The sequence below is a fragment of the Moorena sp. SIO3I8 genome, from assembly GCF_010692325.1.
Lineage (GTDB): Bacteria > Cyanobacteriota > Cyanobacteriia > Cyanobacteriales > Coleofasciculaceae > Moorena.
In genome coordinates this window covers 61,295-78,829 of sequence record NZ_JAAHHW010000004.1, presented here as the reverse complement: position 1 = coordinate 78,829, position 17,535 = coordinate 61,295, and the positions used below count along the sequence as shown (strand labels likewise).

The window sequence follows — 17,535 nt, the reverse complement described above, 5'->3', positions numbered from 1 at the left end:
TGCGCCCTACGCATTCGTTTTCAAATGAAAACCTTTTTAAATACTTTTCGTCTTCGGAAATTGGGTTTTCCCGTGTGTCATGCCCTCCCCCATGCTTTTGAATGTTTTGGGGAAGAAGTCAGAAGTGCTGAACCTTTCTTTGCAGTTCTAGCAGCATTAGGAAAAACCGATTTGTTTAGAACTCATGAAGTTCCTAAAATTAAAGCTGTTTTAGATACTCTTAGTTTATTTTAAATCAAAACTAATGACCTCAACGACATCACATTTTTAAGATTTCAAGAGTAGATATCATGAGTCTCGAATAGAGTATATGGCAACAGGAGAGTCTCCAACCTGTGATGTCATTTCATCTGAAATGCCTTACTGGGAAAATAATAGGCTAATTTTTCCTTTTCTAATTAACGACTGGAAGCATGTCTATTATATCGACTTTCCTCTGGAATTTAAAAATACACAGAAACCCCATATATCTGTCATCCCATCAACGACGAGCCAAGAGCCTATTTCGTTTGGGATTTGATTATCTGCGCTCAATTTTCACCAATCTTGACCACCAGTTCCCAGCTTTTCTTAACTCTCTCCATTTTTTGTCCTGTACTTAGATTTAGGATAATATTTGCGACGTCAACTAGATTAACTAGAAATCCGGCCAATGTAGGTGAAGCTTTGATGAAGTATCACTCAAGTTTTATAAAATTTAAGTTAAGCAGGGCTTTCACATTTATTCATTTATTGCCTTTATAAATGAAATGTCAACCTATGATGTCTTTTTTTATTGTCCAAGAAAACTCCGAATCTCTTTCTCCTCTTGCCTTTTGCCTCTTGAATTTTGCCTTCTCTGGCAATACGTGTGTTTACAACTCAAATACAAACGCTATAGCAGTTCTCAATCGGGTGAGGTACCTCGTCTTGGGTTAATGGCAGTAGCAATGCAGTCGCTAATGGGGGAAACCCCCTCAGGTCGGCGCTGCATCGCTTCTCTATACCCCACACCCCACACCCCACACCCTACACCCTACACCCTACACCCTACACCCCACACCCTACACCCAGTAAGGCTCACAAGGCTGCTTGTCACCCCGTCGAGCCTAGCTTAAAGTATTGATTAACCTGAAAAATCCCAAAAAAAGTGCTTCAACCTCTCACAGGAGATAATCTTCACCGAGAGGAAAGCATACACTTAGGAAAAACCCAAATGGAAATAAAAAATAACTTGCTACCTAAGCAATAATCTTCGTATTATAGCACTACTGACCAGAAAAGGAGTGTTTGATGAGATTACCCAAACAAGTAGCACCAGTCAAAAGACCGGATCTGATTCAACCCTATCGGGCAGTGGATGTGGTTCATGGTAGAGGCGAAGACTTGGTGACTATTCGCATGGACTTGACCCATGGTGCCAATTACAATGACCCAGCACCCTTTGCTTACCCTAGTTATCAGCAACTCAAAACCTCTGGCTGGGGCGGATGGTATTGATGTAGTGGTGCCCCTAGGTCAAGGGTCAGCATTCAGCCGTCAGCATTCAGCCGTCAGCATATGCGCTACGCGCACGCTACTTGAGGTGCCGTCAGCTTTTGGCTCACGCTGCGCGAACAGTACCGTGGCACAGGCTTTGGCCTTTGGCCACGCTGTGCGAACGACGCTGTGACCCATAGGCTGATAGCTGATAGCTGATAGCTGATAGCTGATAGCTGATAGCTGATAGCTGATAGCTGATAGCTGAATGCTTACGGTTAAATAGATGTCGTAAACAATAAGAAACACTAAAAAACAATTATGCCAGAAGAAGAAACTAAAACTCCCAGACGCGGTCGTCGCAGAAAAACCCAGGCCAAGCCAAAAGCAGAACCTGCTGCTGCTTCTCCATCTGTTCAACCAGAGGTTAATGAAGAAAAGAAATCAGTGTTACTTGCTACTGGTCTAGAAGATTATGCACGGTGGAAGGTTATGTTTAAAGACCAGAAGCCAGACAATGACCCCCCTTTCCGTCGGGGACGCATTTGGGCTTAATCAGGGGATGAGTGGATAAGGATAGCAGGGCTGTTTCTTGCGTCCGACTAAAATTTCACGGGTAGGGAGATAGGGAAATGGGGGAAATTTTTATTATATTAATGGTAATTATCCTGAGATGATAATAGCCTTCAATGGTCGTATTTTGACAAAAGCGATCCATCCCTACTCCCTACTCCCTACTCCCTACTCCCTAAAACCACCCGAGTAAAGTCCCTCATCCAATTGAGAAATAGTATATATGATTAATAAAAACAATGCTAAAAAATATGCTCAAAAAAGTAGCCTAAAACTATTCCGTATACCCCTACAAGCTACTTTAATTGGGTTTTTCCTTATCAATGGAGGATGCTTAGCCCAGACAATTCCACTGACCGAAAATCTGATTAACCTCGATTCCGATCACGGAGAAAGGTTACTGATGGCAAGCCAAGCCCGAGAAGACTATTTGCCCCTAAGTATTCAGTTTGTCACTCAGGAAAACCTGGCTTACTGTGGAGTAGCTAGTATGGTCATGGTGCTAAATGCTTTATCAATTCAAGCTCCAGAGGCACCGGAATTTAGGACTAACCGCTTCACCCAGAAGAATGTTTTTAATGCCAAAACTGAGCAAGTGCGGATGGCTGAGGTGATTGCTCGTCGGGGCATGACTTTGGAACAATTAGCAGGATTATTGGAAACTTATCCAGTTAAAGCAGAGGTTTACCATGGTGGTGATTTGACCCTGGATCAGTTTCGCAACATAGTGGTAAAGAATTTGCAAGAAGGGGGAAATTTTGTCTTAGTCAATTACTTACGCAAAGCCATTGCTCAGAAAACTGGGGGACATATTTCTCCTTTAGCTGCCTACAACCAAGAAGCAGACCGTTTTCTGATCCTAGATGTCTCTCGTTACAAATATCCTCCGGTCTGGGTCAAGGCTGAAGAATTGTGGCAAGCAATGGCGACTAAGGATTCAGAATCTAAAAAGACACGGGGGTTTGTGCTGGTGAGTCGCCGTTGATTGTCAAATTGATTGTCAAATTGATTGCATTCTCATTAATCTATCAATATTGATGTTTATATCATGTCAGGATAATTACCCTGTCTTGATGCAGTCGCTCATGGGGGAAACCCCCAAGACCGCGCTGCATCGCTTTATAAAAATCTCCCCCATCTCCCCATCTCCCCATCTCCCCACACGCCCCACCCTCCCCATACTTTTATGATGGGTATTCAAGCGGACTTGATATTATTTTAAGCTGACAGCTGACAGCTGACAGCTGACGGCTGACGGCTTACAAACTAATCATTAAAACTAATCTGTTCTCCCATTGATCAATGTTTTGTCTGTGACCAGCAAAGACAGGAAAATAAGTAATGGCAAAAACACGATTGCCCAGCCAATTCCTAAAGCCCAGGCTGGGTATCCTTCATAGGGAGTCCTAATATCTTTCGAAAACTGGGTTGCTAGCAAAGCGACTAAAGCCATAGGAATCAGGTATTTTATAGAAAAATTCCACCATTTCCCAACCTTCCAATCACTAACTTGGTTGATGTATCGTCGTAGCTTTTCAGCACCATATACCCATCCCACTAGGATCGATTGGAAAATAGCTACCAACATCAAGTTATAGTTAGTAACAAAATGATCTACAATATCTAAAATGTATAATCCAGCTCTGGTAGTGTAAATAATTCCAGCAATAAATCCCCCTAGACAAACCCCAATTGAAACCTTAGCAACATTTCCCTGTTGTTGTTTGTCGAGGATAGTCGCATTCAAAGCTTCTACTAGGGAAAAGGCGCTGTCGATGCCTAGGGAAAGCAGCATCACAAAAAACAGCAGACTGAACAGCCAAGGCAAGGGCATTAAGCTTAAAGCTTCCGGGAAAACCACAAACGCTAGACCAGGACCAGAAGCAGCCAGCTCTGCCAAAGGGGTGTTGGTTTCTCCAGCCATATATCCTAAGATTCCGAACACCACAAAACCGGCAAATAAGCTGATACCACTGTTGATCAAGGCAGTGAACCAGGTATCTTTAGCAATGTCATCCTCTGAGTTTTTGTAGCTAGCATAAGTCACCATAATTCCAAATCCCAGAGATAAGGTAAAGAAAATCTGTGAGAATGCAGCTGTCCAAACTTCGGGGTCAACTAATGCACTCCAAACCGGAGTAAGATACAGTTTCCAGCCATTGAGGAAACCTGGTAAAGTTACTGCTCGTAATAGCAATACGCCCAGCAAAATAATCGGAAGTGGCACGCTGTAAACAACGACTTTTCCCACACTGGTCGTGCCTTTCCAAACACAGAAATAAATCAAGACCCAGACTACAAGTAGAGACCATAAGATTGGCCAGTTGATACCACCTAATACATTGACCCCATCGCTGATTTGCAGAACACTATCAAAGAAGTAGCTTTTAGCATCATTCGACCACTTGACCCCAAAGGATGCCAGAAAGTAAATCAAGCTCCAGCCCATGACAACTGCATAATAGGAGACAATGATAAAGGCTGACATCAGGGCAAACAGACCGAGACTGCCGAAATTGGGGTGTAATTTCCTAAATGAGCCTATGGCTCCCCGTTGCATTTTTTGTCCTACCGCAAATTCCAGCATCAACAGTGGAACCCCAATTAGGACTAAAGCGATCAGGTAAGGGACTAAAAATGCTCCCCCACCGTATTTCCCAGCTAGGTAAGGAAAGCGCCACACATTCCCTAAGCCAACTGCAGAACCTACTGCTGCGAGGAGAAATACTGTTCTTGAAGCCCAACGTTGACGAGCCATCTACAATTCCCTCTATCTTGATAGTTCATGCTTCATACTTCATCCTTCATACTTCATCCTTTACAATTAATCCTTGATACTTCATACTTCTTTAAATTATTGCCATGGCTTTGCTTATTCCATCACAGGTTTTAGGGAGTCGGGAGTCGGGAGTCGGGAGTCGGGAGTCGGGAATAGGGAAAAAATTATGTGTATCTCATTACTATGAGAAACGTTTATGTTTACATCGTAAACATTCAGTAGGCGTAGGGTGCGTGATAAGACGGGCTCACCCCGATTTTCCAGCTCTTTCCCAGTTTTAGGTTGCTGCCCGTAACGCACCACCGGGTCAAACAGCTTTTAGGAGATGCACCCAATACAAACCCTATATTTTAGTTCAAGGTGCTTGGTAACTTTAGGCCCAGGACTATCGCTCTGCCTGCCATAAACAAAGATAAAGCTAACCAAAGAAGATGAGCACTTTGAAACTGCCAAGACGCTACAGCCATAGGGGCAAATCCCAGCACCAAGGCGATTACAGTAGAATTACGTAAGGTCTGTCCTGCGGCTAAGCCCAGAAAATAACCATCCAGCATATATGCAATGGAACCAAATGCTAACACTACCAGTAACCAAGGAATATAGAGAGTAATCGATTCGATCACCTCAGCGTGGTTTGTTAACAGGCCAAAGAGTGTCTGGGGAAACAGCATAAACAGGAAAGCAAGGTTAAGTCCTAATAGCAAACAGCTTCCTCCAGCCATTCTCAACAAAGGTACTAACTGCTCTTTTGCTCCCTGACCTTGTAAATTACCCGTCAGAGTTTCCGTAGCAAATGCTAATCCATCAATCAAATAAGCAGCCATGCTTAACACCTCTAATATTAAAGCATTTTCCGCCAAGACTGTGGTACCAAACGCTGAGCTCAAGTTGGTAAAAATAGACAAGGTAAAAATAATCGCTAAGGTTCTAATAAAAAGATTACTATTTAGGGTAAAAGTAGCTATTATTTCTGACAATTTACAAATTCGCCTCGCTACTGCTCTTAGCTCTTGCCACTGGATTTCTTGGCTAACTAAAACTAGTCCCACTAAAACCATCACGTATTGACTAACTGCTACCGATAATCCAGCGCCAGTGCTTTCCCAACCCCACCGAACAATAGTGAAGTAATCGCAAACTATATTAGCGCAGTTACCGATAATGGACAACAGCAAAACCTTACCACTCATTTCTCTACCGAGAAACCAACCAATGACTACAAAATTGAGTAATGTTGCCGGAGCTCCCCAAATCCGAGCGTTAAAATAGGCAATACCGGAAAATTTGACATCTGGTGTAGCACTTAACAGAGCAAATCCCAGCTCTCTAATAGGATACTGTAAACTTAAGATAACTACACCTAAAATCAGAGCAATTAAGCCATTACGAAGTCCCACCAGTAACATAGCATCTCGGTCATTTCGTCCGACGGCTTGAGCGGTTACCCCAGTAGTTCCCATCCGTAAAAACCCCAAACTTTTGTAGATGAAGTTAAACAGGATAGTGGCGATAACGACTCCAGCTAAGTGGCGGATTTGATCTAAATGACCTAAGAAAGCCACGCTGATTAAACCCGCAAGGGGTACCGTCAGATTAGACAGAATATTGATGATCGCCAGTTTCCAGAAGCGATAGAGCACATTGTCTTGGTTTGAGCAAGTAAAAGTCATCAATTAACCTTAATAGTTAGGGCATTTTGAATGGGAAAATAAAGGTATTTTAACCTTTTTTATTAAGTCAGATTAGTGGCTTGATTAAATATTATATCCAATACTATTTTTATAGTTAGAGATTAATATAGATAGATTAATCGACTATAATATAAAGAATGTACGCCGAACCTAACCATAAAGATTAAACTGATGATTGATTTAATGATTTCAAAAAAATCCCCTATAAAGGATATCATATAAAAAGTGTAAAGACTAGTTGCCAGAGTAACAGCAAGGCACTTGCACAAGCTAAAATCAATAAGCTGTTAATTCTTAACTACTGACGCCGGAGCCTAAGGATGAGTAAAGTCAAGACGATTCAAAAACTACACGCGGAATGGGTGACATCAGAGAACTTTCAGCCCTACGGTCAAGTCATCTTTGCCAGTGAAGATGGCAAACCCTATGATCAAGATGATGCTCAGTTAAACCTCGACAATGGGACATCCCGGTTTTATATCATGCGGCTACACCACAAAGGTCGTAAGTTTGATAAAATTACTCGCCACGTCCAATGTACTCAGTGTCTCGGTTCTCTAGAAGGGAAAGACTGGTTCATGGCTGTAGCTCCTCCCACTCAGGATGACCAACCAGTTTTAGAGGATATCGCCGCTTTTCGGATTCCAGGTAACTGCTTTATTAAATTAGAAGTAGGAACTTGGCATGCTGGTCCCTATTTTGACCAAGAATTTATAGATTTCTACAATTTGGAACTTGCTGATACCAATGTCGTCGATCATTTTACCCATGATTTTATAGATAGCCATCAGTTACAGTTTGAAATTGTTATAGCAAAGGGAACAGCGGAGCAGGGAGTAGGGAGCAGGGAGTAGGGAGTAGGGAGCAGGGAATATGGCATCAAAAATTATCACAATTCCTACACGGATACCTAGAGGAAGTGATAAAATGGAATGGGTAATAACAAGTAAATCATAATACCATAATTAGTCATAATAAAAAAAAACTAAGCCAAACTAACTAATGACTAATAGTATTGGATATATAATCAGTTATAAAATCCTCAAATTTTATGACTTTTCCCTGTTCCCGATTCCCGATTCCCGTTCCCATCCTGGGAGGGGTTAGGGGTGGGTTCCGATTCCCGATTCCCTACCTTAATAGGTAGGTGAATTTTTAACTTGGTGCCAGATATGAGTAATGACTAATGAGAAAGGAAACCTATGACAGTAAACATCCAAAAATTATATAAAGCCTGTAATCCCAGCAAAACCTTAACGGTAGAACAGCCTGAAGACCTTAATTATTATATCGATTTTTCCTCAGTGCGAGGGGGCAAGATCATTGAAGAGTTGAAGGACAATATCACCTTCTTCTCCATGGATGAGCCGACCTGTGAGCTATTTACTGGACATATTGGTTGTGGTAAATCTACGGAATTACTGCGGTTGAAAGCCGAATTGGAAGAAGCTGACTTTCACGTGGTCTATTTTGAGTCTTCTCAAGACTTGGAAATGGGAGATGTAGATGTTGGTGACATTTTACTCGCTATTGCTCGTCGCGTCAGTGAAAGCTTAGACAAAATTAAGCTAGGTGAACCGAAAGGCTTTAAAAAATTACTGGCAGGTGCGGCTAAACTATTGCTCACTGAAATTGAATTAAGCGGTCGGGTAGGAGTTCCTGGGATTGGTGAGGTTGGAGTAGACACGGAGGGGGCGGTTTCCCTTGCAGTTGGGATTGGTGAGATTACGGCTAAGGCTAAGGATAGCCCGGATCTGCGCAGTCGGTTACGGCAATATCTCGAACCTCAAACCAATCGGTTGTTAGAAGTGATTAACCAAGAGTTGCTCGAACCTGCGATCGCAAACCTCCAACAAGTGGGGAAACAAGGGCTAGTGGTAATTGTAGATAACCTCGATCGGGTGGATGCTTCCCAGAAGCCTTGGGGACGTGATCAGCCGGAATATCTATTTGTGGATCGTGGAGCCCAGTTAAAGGGGTTACACTGTCATGTGGTCTATACCATGCCCCTAGCGCTACGATTTTCTAATGACTATAGTGCCTTGACTCAACGCTTTGTGGTAGATCCCAAAGTGTTACCAATGGTACCGGTAAGGTTACGAGATGGCACTCCCCATGAACAGGGCATGGCTCTGCTGCGACAAATGGTACTCGCTAGAGCCTTCCCTGATTTAGAGCCTGGGTCGCGTCTTGCTAGAGTAAAAGAGGTGTTCGACTCCCCTGACACTTTAGATCGCCTGTGTTACGCTAGCGGGGGTCATGTGCGGAATTTGCTCCGGTTCCTCAGTACCTGGATCAAGAAAGAAAGACGATTACCTCTGTCTCAAGGCATGTTAGAAACTGTAATTCGAGACCGGCGCAATGAACTAACCCTACCCATCTCAGACGATGAGTGGGAATTATTGTGTCATGTTGCTAAACACAAGAAGGTAGTTGGAGATGAAGGTTACCAAGTCTTGATCCGCAGCATGTTCGTCTATGAGTACCGAGACCAAGATGGGTCTTGGTTTGACGTTAATCCCATTTTGGCAGAAGCGGAAGGATTCAAATCATGCCTAGCTTATACCGCGTAGAAGATGCGGATGCCTACAACTTTAATTCAATGCAGGAACTCGCCTGGGCGATTGAGACGTCCCAAGGGGAGTTTTCCCTGATTTTAGCCCGCCGCAACTATGAAGCTTTACAGGAGTACATTGTCCGGAAGTTGCGGCAAGTCTGTGCTGTTGAGTTCCAGGAAATATACCTGAACCAGTCGGTTAAGGTTAAAAGTCTCTATACCACTATCTTGGAGCAGCTAGGGGATCAACAGCCAGCTGCGGTGATGGTCTTTGGTTTAGAGTCCCTGAGCAACCGGTCGCAAGTACTAATCACTACCAACCAAGTGCGGGAGGAGTTTCGCAAGCATTGCCCCTTCCCTCTAGTGTTATGGGTAAATGACGAGGTATTGCAAACGCTGATTCGGTTTGTGCCAGATTTAGAGAGTTGGGCAACAACCACAGATTTTGTCCTCTCCTCTAGTCAATTGATTGAAGCTCTAGCAGAGCGAGAGAGTTATTTATTTACTCGTATTTTGGATGCCGGTGGGGATCAGTTCCTACCCAATACCGCTATTTTCGGTTCCAGCTATTGCCGAGAATTGGACTCAGCTTTGAGGGATTTGCAAACTCGTGGAGATGTCTTAGACATAACCCAAGAAGCTAGTTTGCCATTTGTCCTTGGTCGAGAAGCTTATATTAATGGTCAGATCGAACAGGCGTTAGAGTATTATCAGCAAAGTTTAGCCTTTTGGCAGCAGCAATCTAGGAGCTGCGAAACACAACAGCAGAAAACACAACAGCAGACTAGTTTTACCTCCAGACTGGGTCGAACTACCCAAATACCTACTTCCCTCCGGACGTTGCCGAGAGACCCCTCAACCCCTTCACCAGTAGAACGTCAAGCTCTACTGCTGTTTCATATCGGTTTGTGTTATCTGAACCTGGCTGAACTCAATCGCTCCCAAACTCGTCACCACTGGATCACAGCCAGAGGGTATTTTCAAAAATGTATCGATACATTTGAACAAGCAAAACGCCCAGATTTAATCGCCAAGTTTATTACTAAACTTGGCGAAACCCTACAACGACTGGAAGCTTGGAAAGACTTACAAGGTCTGGCGCAACGCTCCCTGGTACTGCACAGAACCTATGGAAATTCACTGCAACTGTCTCAAGATTATGGATTTATCGCTGCAGTCGCCCTTCAAGACTGCCGTTGGATGGGCGCTCAGCAAGCAGCTAGGAAAGCTTTAGAACTCCTAACACGGTTAACTAATACCTCCGGACAGTATCAAATGTCCTATCTACTGCTTCTGGCTAAAGCGAAGGGGCATTTGGGTCAGTCGGAGGAGGCGATCACTATCCTGGAAAGGGCTAAGGAAACCGGTCCAATGGATGCCCCACAACTTTATATTCGCATTTTGGAAAAATTGCGGACGCTTTATTTCCGGCAAAAGCAGTATCTAGAAGCCTTTCGGGTCAAACAAGAACGATTCTCCGTTGAGCAGCAGTACGGTTTCCGTGCCTTTATCGGACCTGGTCGGCTTAAACCTCATCTACGCCAAACTTCTACCTTACTCCTAGAGCAGGAAACTGCTGCGGAGGAAATCACTGCTTCTGTACGTCAGAACGATGTAGAGCGCTTAGTGGAACGTATTGGCAGCACCCAGCACAAACTGACAGTGATTTACGGTCAGTCAGGGGTAGGTAAGAGTTCCCTGCTAGAAGCTGGATTAGTCCCCACTCTCAAAACTAAGGTAATTGGAACCCGTGATGTCGTACCAATTTTGGTAAGGGTTTACACCGATTGGGTCAGGGAAGTCTGGAAATCCTTAGCTTCTTCTCAGTTGGAAGTTGACCCGTTGAACGGTGAAGGGTTTTCTGGGTTGAAGGTTGACCCGTTGAAGGTTGTTCGCGTTCGCGGAGCGTCGCCTACGGCGAAAGCGTGGCCGAAAGGCCAAGGTTCACAGCAGTCTTCTCACCTGCAACATTCAACCCAAACTAACCTGCAACATTCAACCCAAACTAACCTGCAACATTCAACCCAAACTAACCTGCAACATTCAACCCTTTTAGAGCAATTGCGACAAAATGAACATAGCAATTTGCTAACGGTGCTGATTTTTGACCAGTTTGAAGAGTTTTTCTTGATTTCGGATAATCCTACTGAAAGAAAACGCTTCTTTGATTTTTTCCGGGAGTGTCTTAAGATTCCTTTCGTCAAGGTTATCTTGTCATTACGGGAAAATGATTTGTATTTTTTGTTGCAGGGAATTCGTCATAAAAATTTTGATTCAATCAACAATAATATTCTCAACAAAACTATTCTTTATTATTTAGGTAATTTCTCCCTAGAGGATGCTAAATCTATTATTCAACGACTAACCGAGCGCTCTCAAGTTTATTTAGAAGAAGCCTTAGTAAACACCTTAGTGCAGGAACTAGGTAGCAGTGAAGGAGAAGTTCGTCCCATTGAATTACAGATAGTAGGAGCTCAACTACAGACTGAAGGAATTACTACCCTAGCTCATTATCGGAGAAAAGGTCCTAAAGAAAAATTGGTGCAGCGTTACCTGCAAGAAGTGATCGCAGATTGTGGCTCCGAGAATGAAAAAGCTGCTGAACTGATCTTGTATTTACTAACTGAAGAAAATAACACCCGCCCGCCTAAGACCCGCCAGGATTTGGAAAAAGACTTAAAATCCTTGGCAGTGGATTTAGCGATAGAAGAAATAGACCAGTTAGATTTAGTCTTAAATATCCTAGTCGAATCAGGATTAGTGGTGCTCTTACGAGAAAGTCCCCTTAACCGCTATCAACTGGTTCATGATTATCTAGTTTCTGTGATTCGCCAGCAGCAAGATAGCGAATTACTCGCCAAACTTAAGGAAGTCCAAGAGCAACATCGGCTTTCTCAAGCCCGGTTACAGAAGTCGAAGATAGCACTGACCGGCTCCATTGTTCTAGTTGGCATGTTAGCGGTCTCAACCGTTTCTGCTGCTATATTTTGGGCTCTTGCTAGAAACAACGAAATCACAGCTTTGATTAAATCCTCAGAAGCCCTTTACGGTTCGAATAATCATGCCCTCGATCCACTAAAAGATGCCTTACAGGCAGGAAAAAAACTCAAGTGGTCAGTTCGGGTCAGCTCTGACACTAAGGATATAGCGATGAGTTCTCTACAGCAAGCCTTTTATGGGGTTAGAGAGCGCAATCGCTTAGAAGGTCATGATAATACAGTCAACACTGTTAGTTTCAGTCCCGACGGTGAGCTAATTGCTACGGCTAGTTCCGACAAAACTGTCAAAATCTGGTCCAAGGAAGGCAAACAACTCTACACGTTAGCAGGAAAGCATGGACATAAGGATGAAATCAAGAGTGTTACCTTCAGTCCTGATGGGAAGTTGATTGCTACCGCTAGTAAAGATCAAACTGTTAAAGTTTGGCAACGGAATGGTAAGTATATTCAAACCCTGACAGGGCATACTGATTTAGTTTGGAGCGTGCGTTTTAGCCCTGATCGCAAAAGCCTTGCTGCTTCTAGCGAGGATGGAAAAGTTATCATCTGGAGCCTCGAAGGCAAAAAACCCCAAATCTTCAAAGCCCATGATAAAGCAGTGCTCAGTATTAGTTTCAGCCCCGATAGCAAGGTGCTGGCAACCGGGAGTTTTGACAAAACGGTTAAACTCTGGCGTAGAGACCGGAATGGCTTGTACAAGAGAAAGCCTCTAACCATACAAGCCCATGAGGATGCGGTTTTCAGCGTCAGTTTCAGTCCCAAAGGTAAACTGATTGCTACTGGTAGTAAGGATAAAACTGTCAAACTCTGGAAACTTGACGGTACTCGGTATCAGACATTGGGAACCGATGACCATGAAAGTCATCAAAGTACTGTGACTACCATCAGTTTCAGTCCCGACGGTCAGACCCTTGCTAGCGCTAGTGCTGACAATACCGTCAAACTTTGGAATCGAAATGGCCAGCTACTCGAAACCCTTACCGGTCATGAAAGTACGGTATGGAGCGTTAATTTCAGCCCCGACAGCCAGACCCTTGCTAGCGCTAGTGCTGACAACACGGTTAAACTTTGGAGTCGATACGGTAATGAACTCCCTATTCCCACAGGGGATGAGAATACCGTTTACAACGTCAGTTATAGCCCCGACGGTCAGACTATTGCTACCGCTAGCAAGAACAACACTATCCAAATCTGGAGCTTAAACGGTCAATTGCAGCGAACTCTGACTGGTCATACCGGTTGGGTTTGGGGTGTTAGCTTCAGCCCTGATGGTAAGACTATTGCTAGCGCTAGTGCAGACAAGACTGCCAAAATCTGGAATAAGAATGGTAAGTTACTGCACACCCTATCTGACCATAAGGATGTGGTCAGGAGTATCGCTTTCAGTCCCGATGGCCAAATTATCGCTACGGCTAGTAGGGACAAAACAGTTAAACTCTGGAATCAGAATGGTATCCTGATTAGAACTCTTACTGGTCATGAAAATTGGATCAACAGCGTCAGGTTCAGTCCTGATGGTGAGACTATTGCTACGGCTAGTGCAGACAAGACTGCCAAACTTTGGAATGTTAGTGATGGCAAGGAGCTGCAAACCCTCGATGGTCATAAGGATTGGGTTCTGAGTGTCGGTTTCAGCCCCGATGGTAAAACCCTGGCCTCTGCTACCAGGGATAAGATGGTTAAACTCTGGAATGTTAGTGATGGTAATGAACTAAAAACTCTTAAAGGTCATGACAATACCGTCTGGAGTGTGGTGTTTAGCCCCGATGGTGAAACCATTGCTACCGCTAGTGCTGACAAAACTGTCAAGCTTTGGAACACCAAAGGTAAACAACCTCAAACCTTTTCTGGCCATGATGGTGCTGTAGTTAGCCTCAGTTTTAGTCCCGATGGCCAGACTATTGCTTCTTCAGATTCATCTGCTAGAGTAATTATATGGAATTTAGAGACTATCAGACATCCTGATCAACTGCAGTCCCTTGCTTGCGATTGGCTACAGGATTATCTGAAGCACAATACTAATGTAAATAAGAGGGATCTTCGTTGGTGTCGTTAGTGCGTCAGTGCTGAAGTCCTGATTCCGTCAGAAGCAGTCTGGAATGGGACTGGAAACCACTATGGCAATTTTAATAAGTTTTAAGTAGTATTGCTAAGTAGTCTGTAGTAGTTTTAGGTATTTAAGTGTTACTACTTAAAAGTTAATCATATCATGACTAATCACAAAAAAATCACAAAAAATTGCCATTTTGCTACCAGGATAGAATTTAATTTGCTGATAATATAATTACCTCACTGGCTGGCATAAGTACTTGCTGGCATAAGCAATATCCTTAAAATCATGACTAACTCACCCCTACTCGACCCTGTAGCTACTCACCACCGGGATGCTGTAGAAGAACTAGCCTGGGCAATAGCTGCTAGTGAGGGACAGTTTTTGCTGATGTTAGCACACTGTAATTATGCCAAGTGGCGTAAGCGAGTGGTGCGCAAGCTACACAAAATTTCTTCTGTCCCAATCCGGGAAGTATTCCTAGACCAATCTGCTTGTACACTCTACACCACCCTCCGACAGGAAATCGGGGAGGAACAGCCAGCTGCCTTGATGGTGTTTGGTTTAGAGTCAGTCACGGACCTTGATGAACTGTTAATCGCCACTAACCAAGTTAGAGAAGAGTTTCGCAAAAATTTCCAGTTTCCATTAGTGTTGTGGATTAACGATGAGGTGCTGTGTAAGCTGATTCGCATCACACCAGATTTCCACAGTTGGGCAACAACGGTTATGTTTCAAATCCCAACCTCAAGCCTAATTAGCAACCTACAACAAAAAGCCAATTCTTTATTTAGCAAAGTCTTGGAATTAGGTGCCAGTGAAATTTGCCCCAATGATGCTATCTTAGGTGCTGGTTATAGTCAGGAAATTAAGTTTGCCTTACGGGATTTGGAAAGTGGTAACCACGAGTTGCCACCACAGTTGCTAGCCAGTCTAAACTTTGTCTGGGGTCGAGAGGCGTATGGATTGGGCAAGATTGATGTTGCTATCACCCACTATCAGAAAAGTTTAGAATTCTGGCAACAGGAACCCCGCAAGCACCAGAGCAAGCCCGAAAACAACGGTGAGATTCTCCCCGGACTTGGTGTGCCTACCTTCAGATCCCGTAAACCCATTACCCCTCCACCTCGGGAGCGAGAAGCAGTTATCCTGTTTCACCTAGGATTGTGCTATTGCGATCAGGCTAAGCAATATCCAGCGGGAGACCCTAGCTATGGAGAAAATTGGCACAAGGCTAAGGAGTATTTAGAGCAGTGTCTGGTGGTGTTCGAACAAGAGCAACGACCGGATTTAGTGGCTAAGTTTATTAATCAGCTCGGTGAGATACTGCAATCTCTGCAAGCCTGGGAGGATTTGGAAAGTCTAGCTAAAAAGTCTCTAGCGCTACACAGAAACTACTCTGCTCCTGTTCAAATCGCTCAGGATTATGGATTTATAGCAAAAGTGGCGCTACACAAATCCCGCTGGCAGGAGGCTTACACAAACGCTCAATATGCCAATGTAATTATCACAAAAGTCACAGAAGAACAGGGTGTTGCACAGGATAGGGAAGATTTGTTGGCCTATGGAACAGGGGGAACAGGGGGAAGTAAAAAATTTTCCTATTATCCCGCAAGTATCCAAGCCCAACAACAGCAACAGTACTCCAGCTATCAGGAAAATTCTGCTTTATATTGCCTCAATGGAGTAGTCAATATAGATAAGATTAGCCAGAAATATACAAATAAATCTCCCGTTGGTCGCTATCTGTTACTTCTGGCTCAAGCGCAACAACACTTGGGTCAACATTCCGAAGCGATTAGCCATCTGGAACGGGCTAGGGAGTTAGGCATTGGTGATGACCCGAAACTGTACCTGGAAATCCTGGAAACTCTAGGAACCCTCTACTGGCAACAAAAACGATATCAAGCAGCATTTAGATTAAAACAAGAACGGCTTGCGATCGCACAACAGAATGGTTTACTTGCTTTTATCGGTGCAGTTAAACTCAAATCCTCCCAACAGAATCCGTTACCACAGAATCCGTTACCACAGAATCCGTTACCACAGACCAAGAGTAAAGGTAGCGCTACCGTATCTCAGGCCATGACTGCTTCCGATTGGCAACACAAAGTAAAAGAGCTAGTGCAACGCATTGCCAGTACCCAGCACAAACTAACTGTAATTTATGGTCAAGCTGGAGTGGGCAAGAGTTCCTTACTAGAAGCTGGGCTAATCCCCGCCCTAAAACAGCAACCTATTGGTAACCGTGATGTAGTCCCGATTAGGTTGAAGGTTTACACTGACTGGGAAAAAGAGTTGGGTAAACGTATCCTAGAGTCGAAGAGTGAAAGTTTGAAGGTTGAAGGTTTAAAGGTTGAAGGTTTAAAGGTTGAAGGTTTAAAGGTTGAAGGTTATAAAAACAACCTTAAAACGGCTAATCTTCTAGATCAGTTGCAAAAAAATCAACGGCAAAACCAGATAAACATCCTGATTTTTGACCAATTTGAAGAGTTTTTCTTTGCTTGCCGAGAGCCAGCTGAACAAAAACGCTTCTTTGAATTTTTCCGTGACTGTCTTAATATTCCCTATCTCAAAGTTATCCTTTGTTTACGGGAGGATTATCTACACCTATTATTAAAGTGCGCTCGTCAGGTAGATTTGGATGCCATTAATAATGACATTCTGAATAAAGGTATCCTTTATTATGTCGGTAATTTTTCTCCAGAAGAAGCAAAATCGATTATTTATAATCTAACCACTAGAGCTAAATTTTACCTAGAGGATGCATTACTTGATGAGTTGGTAAACGACCTAGCTAAGAATGAACCAGTGGGAGAAGTAAGCCCGATTGAATTACAGATAGTGGGAGTGCAACTGCAAACTGAGCAAATCACTACCTTAGCTGCTTATCGGCAAAACGGATCAAAAGAAAAGCTAGTGGAGCGCTATTTGGAAGGGGTTGTTTCTGATTGTGGTTCAGAAAACCAAAACGCGGCTTGGAAAATTTTGGGTTTGTTAACGGATAATTATGGTACTCGACCATTCCGAACAAAAGACGATTTAGGAGCAGAGTTACAGTTATCCACTGACCACTTAGATTTTCTCATAGAGCTATTGGTCAAGTCAGGTTTAGTGATGAAATGGCAGCAAGAACCAGACGCTCAATATCAACTGATGTATGATTATTTAGTTGAGCCGATTCGTAGACGTTGCTGATTGTAAGCATTCAGCTATCAGCTATCAGCTATCAGCTATCAGCTATCAGCTATCAGCTATCAGCTTATGCGCTACTTGAGGTGCTACTTGAGGTGCTTTTGAATAAAAGAGGTAAGCATTGGTTTAATCTAAGTTCCTTGGCCTTTCGGCCAAGGAATTCATTGTATTTGGCTTTGAGTCCGTTGAACTCCTAAGCCGGATAGCTTGTTTTAAGCTGACGGCTGACCGCT

The 17,535-nt window shown here is 43.6% G+C and carries 12 protein-coding genes and 1 pseudogene; 10 read left to right on the top strand and 3 right to left on the bottom strand.

The genetic code is table 11. The features are described 5' to 3' along the window. The 6 genes and pseudogenes from F6K51_RS03175 to F6K51_RS03150 all read left to right on the top strand — a co-directional run. Positions 1-234 (top strand): annotated as a pseudogene (locus tag F6K51_RS03175) (dihydropteroate synthase); the annotation flags it as partial. Positions 235-815: 581 nt separating this feature from the next. Then, a complete protein-coding gene (locus F6K51_RS03170; RefSeq protein ID WP_293017985.1) occupies positions 816-1,097 on the top strand; it encodes a hypothetical protein in 282 nt (93 codons plus the stop codon). A gap of 175 nt (positions 1,098-1,272) precedes the next feature. Further along, positions 1,273-1,479, top strand: a complete 207-nt coding sequence (locus F6K51_RS03165) for a cyanobactin biosynthesis system PatB/AcyB/McaB family protein (protein WP_293017984.1) — start codon at positions 1,273-1,275, stop codon at positions 1,477-1,479. A 7-nt stretch (positions 1,480-1,486) separates the two neighbouring features. Further along, positions 1,487-1,651: a hypothetical protein gene (locus F6K51_RS03160; protein ID WP_293017982.1), complete on the top strand. Its 165-nt coding sequence runs from the start codon at positions 1,487-1,489 to the stop codon at positions 1,649-1,651. Between the two features lie 128 nt (positions 1,652-1,779). Then, complete coding sequence (locus tag F6K51_RS03155) at positions 1,780-2,013, top strand: cyanobactin biosynthesis PatC/TenC/TruC family protein (protein WP_293017980.1); 234 nt, start codon at positions 1,780-1,782, stop codon at positions 2,011-2,013. 241 nt (positions 2,014-2,254) lie between these two features. Then, the gene (locus F6K51_RS03150) at positions 2,255-3,016 is read left to right on the top strand and encodes a phytochelatin synthase family protein (RefSeq protein WP_293017978.1); all 762 of its coding nucleotides are present in this window, start codon (positions 2,255-2,257) and stop codon (positions 3,014-3,016) included. 294 nt (positions 3,017-3,310) lie between these two features. On the opposite strand, the gene F6K51_RS03145 is transcribed toward F6K51_RS03150, so the two are convergent. From F6K51_RS03145 to gntT, 3 genes are all read right to left on the bottom strand, one after another. Then, the gene (locus F6K51_RS03145; RefSeq protein WP_293017976.1) at positions 3,311-4,789 is read right to left on the bottom strand and encodes a sodium-dependent transporter; all 1,479 of its coding nucleotides are present in this window, start codon (positions 4,787-4,789) and stop codon (positions 3,311-3,313) included. A 114-nt stretch (positions 4,790-4,903) separates the two neighbouring features. Beyond that, a complete protein-coding gene (locus F6K51_RS03140; protein ID WP_293017975.1) occupies positions 4,904-5,110 on the bottom strand; it encodes a hypothetical protein in 207 nt (68 codons plus the stop codon). A 50-nt stretch (positions 5,111-5,160) separates the two neighbouring features. Further along, a complete protein-coding gene (gene gntT / locus F6K51_RS03135) occupies positions 5,161-6,480 on the bottom strand; it encodes a guanitoxin biosynthesis MATE family efflux transporter GntT (protein ID WP_293017974.1) in 1,320 nt (439 codons plus the stop codon). A 341-nt stretch (positions 6,481-6,821) separates the two neighbouring features. Here gntT and F6K51_RS03130 point away from each other — a divergent pair, with 341 nt between their 5' ends. The 4 genes from F6K51_RS03130 (at position 6,822) to F6K51_RS03115 (ending at position 17,305) form a co-directional block, all read left to right on the top strand. Further along, on the top strand, positions 6,822-7,355 hold the full coding sequence (locus F6K51_RS03130; RefSeq protein ID WP_075903997.1) for an ureidoglycolate lyase: 534 nt from the start codon (positions 6,822-6,824) through the stop codon (positions 7,353-7,355). A gap of 348 nt (positions 7,356-7,703) precedes the next feature. Further along, positions 7,704-9,074 (top strand): AAA family ATPase, encoded by a 1,371-nt coding sequence (locus tag F6K51_RS03125; protein ID WP_293017972.1) that lies wholly within the window; start codon positions 7,704-7,706, stop codon positions 9,072-9,074. Next, the gene (locus F6K51_RS03120) at positions 9,053-14,113 is read left to right on the top strand and encodes a hypothetical protein (protein WP_293017971.1); all 5,061 of its coding nucleotides are present in this window, start codon (positions 9,053-9,055) and stop codon (positions 14,111-14,113) included. Before F6K51_RS03125 ends, F6K51_RS03120 begins: the two co-directional genes overlap by 22 nt. A gap of 282 nt (positions 14,114-14,395) precedes the next feature. Then, positions 14,396-17,305 (top strand): tetratricopeptide repeat protein, encoded by a 2,910-nt coding sequence (locus F6K51_RS03115; protein WP_293017970.1) that lies wholly within the window; start codon positions 14,396-14,398, stop codon positions 17,303-17,305. Positions 17,306-17,535 lie beyond the last annotated feature (230 nt).

Excerpts from the sequence above, each read along its gene's own strand:
- F6K51_RS03165 (WP_293017984.1), top strand. The coding sequence starts at position 1,273 with ATGAGATTACCCAAACAAGTAGCACCAGTCAAAAGACCGGATCTGATT.
- F6K51_RS03155 (WP_293017980.1), top strand. The coding sequence starts at position 1,780 with ATGCCAGAAGAAGAAACTAAAACTCCCAGACGCGGTCGTCGCAGAAAA.
- F6K51_RS03150 (WP_293017978.1), top strand. The coding sequence starts at position 2,255 with ATGATTAATAAAAACAATGCTAAAAAATATGCTCAAAAAAGTAGCCTA.
- F6K51_RS03145 (WP_293017976.1), bottom strand. The coding sequence starts at position 4,789 with ATGGCTCGTCAACGTTGGGCTTCAAGAACAGTATTTCTCCTCGCAGCA.
- gntT (WP_293017974.1), bottom strand. The coding sequence starts at position 6,480 with ATGACTTTTACTTGCTCAAACCAAGACAATGTGCTCTATCGCTTCTGG.
- F6K51_RS03130 (WP_075903997.1), top strand. The coding sequence starts at position 6,822 with ATGAGTAAAGTCAAGACGATTCAAAAACTACACGCGGAATGGGTGACA.
- F6K51_RS03125 (WP_293017972.1), top strand. The coding sequence starts at position 7,704 with ATGACAGTAAACATCCAAAAATTATATAAAGCCTGTAATCCCAGCAAA.
- F6K51_RS03120 (WP_293017971.1), top strand. The coding sequence starts at position 9,053 with ATGCCTAGCTTATACCGCGTAGAAGATGCGGATGCCTACAACTTTAAT.
- F6K51_RS03115 (WP_293017970.1), top strand. The coding sequence starts at position 14,396 with ATGACTAACTCACCCCTACTCGACCCTGTAGCTACTCACCACCGGGAT.